This is a genomic window from Bradyrhizobium sp. KZN70725 (assembly GCF_055264925.1).
In genome coordinates this window covers 1-1,990 of record NZ_JBUYWT010000155.1, presented here as the reverse complement: position 1 = coordinate 1,990, position 1,990 = coordinate 1, and the positions used below count along the sequence as shown (strand labels likewise).

The 1,990-nt window shown below is 60.5% G+C and carries 1 protein-coding gene and 2 pseudogenes; all 3 read left to right on the top strand.

Features of this window, described 5'->3' with window-relative positions; translation table 11 throughout:
* Positions 1–232: 232 nt before the first annotated feature.
* Positions 233–741: pseudogene (locus ACZBJS_RS42370) on the top strand (IS3 family transposase); the annotation flags it as partial.
* A gap of 66 nt (positions 742–807) precedes the next feature.
* Positions 808–1,546, top strand: a pseudogene (locus ACZBJS_RS42365) (transposase); the annotation flags it as partial.
* A 349-nt stretch (positions 1,547–1,895) separates the two neighbouring features.
* A partial coding sequence (locus ACZBJS_RS42360) for a 3-keto-5-aminohexanoate cleavage protein (protein WP_463440079.1) occupies positions 1,896–1,990 on the top strand: 95 nt, incomplete at its 3' end.

Here is a 1,990-nt window from a genome sequence, read left to right as displayed (position 1 = left end):
GGTGAAATCGTCCGCTACGCGATGCAAGCGCCGCCTACCGGCACCGTCATCGCGTCGTGCCAGCACGTGATTCCGAGGTTTGCGCCGGGGGATCGCGTGTTTCTTTCCTGGTCGTGCTGCTTTCTTTCTGGATCAGCGCATTGATCCGCACGTATGCTGGGATTGTGATTCTCGGAAACGACGGGATCGTGAATCGATCACTTCTTTCAATGGGGCTGATTCTGGCCGAGCAATGCTCGGTACGGCCGCTCTTCGTCAGCTGTTTTCAAAAAAAATGGTAAGGCCCGCCGCCGAGCGGACGGCGGGCCTGCTCGATCGTGGGCGCGGATCGGAAGATGATCCGTTATCGCTCCAGCGCTCCAGCCGCCCTGCGGAGGTCGCTCTGGGCGGCCGGTTGCGCGATCTCGCCAACGAGCGGTGGCATTTCGGCTACCGCCGGTTGGTCGTCCTGCTGTCGGCGGGAGGGCAAGCCATCAAGGATCAACCGGATCTACCGGCTCTATCGCGAGGAAGGGCTCACCCTCCGCAAGGGGCGGGCTCGCGCAAAGCTATGAGGACCCGTGTCCCGTTCCTGATCGAGGCGAGGACCAAGGCCGCTGGTCGCTGGACTTCCTCCACGACCAGTCACCAACGGCCGGCGCTTCCGCATCCTCAATATCGTGACGACGTCACAAGGAATGCCTGAGCGCCATTCCGGAAACCTCGATGTCCAGACGGCACCTGACCTGCGAACTGACGGCAACCTGACCTGCCCCTGCGTATTTCCTCCAGATGGAGCTAGAGCCCGGCCTGAGCAAGGACGGACAGATCAAGCGAGCAAGGTTCACGGGAGAGCAGATTATCGCAGTGTTGAAGGAGCATGAGGCTGGAGCGACGACAGACGACCTGGCTCACAAACACGGGAGGCGACGATCTACAATTGGAAGGCCAAGTTCGGCGGCATAGAAGTTTCCGAATCCAAGCGGCTGAAGTCGCTCGAGGAAGAGAACGCGAAGCTGAAGAAGCTGCTAGCCGAGCAGACGCTCGATGGCGCGGCACTGCGAGAGCTTTTGTCAAAAAAATGGTAGATCCCGCTATAGCGCGACAATCAGGATGAGAGCGCGAGTCTCACCCTGATTGCCGCCGCGCAGATCCCGCCGCCAAACGTGCCGCTGTGGCGCACCTGAAGGCCATGACGGGCCTGTCGGAGCTACGGGACGTCGACGCAGATCGGAGGATGATCCGCTACCGATCTCGCCGCCCTCCCCATACGGAGCTTCGTGCCCGGCTGCGGGACCTCGCCCGCGAGCGCCGACGGTTCGGCTACCTGTTCATTCTACTGCGGCGGGGAGGGCGAGCCATCAGGGCTCAACCGCATTCACCGGATCTATCGGGACGAAGCGCTTACGGCCCGCAAGCGGTGGGCTCGCCGCGAGGCCATGGGGGGCCGGGCGCCGATCCTGATGAAAGCGAAGCCGAAGCGCGCTGGTCGCTGGACTTCGTCCACGACCAGTTCGCTAATGGACGGCTCTTCCGCATCCTCAACATTGTCGACGATATCACAAAGGGTCACAAGCCGATCGCCCGTTGCTTCCACCGCGCCGCAAGGCGCACAAACCCCCGAGACTCAAACTGCCGCTGGATGAAAATTCAGGGGCAGGTCACCAGATTCACGAAATCAGAGAGCATGCTCAAGAGATCGCAAGGCCCCTACAAAAGCATCGCGGCCTTATGAATTTTTGTGGCTTGCTCGCGTCCGAGCTAAAGTTGGCGCGATAAAACGTCACATGGTGACGATCGTGCGCCGAATTTCTGCTTCGTGACGGTCAATATTAGCCAATTCAGATCCCGGGACGCGATACTATTTATCGATACTGAAACGTGTCGTCGGTCTGGCGTTAAAGGAGAAGGTGAGGATGATCTCTGAGGTGTTCATTACCTGTGCGGTCACAGGGGGCGGGAATGCGGTGGAGCGTAGCCCGCATGTGCCGGTGAGCCCGGAGCAGATCGC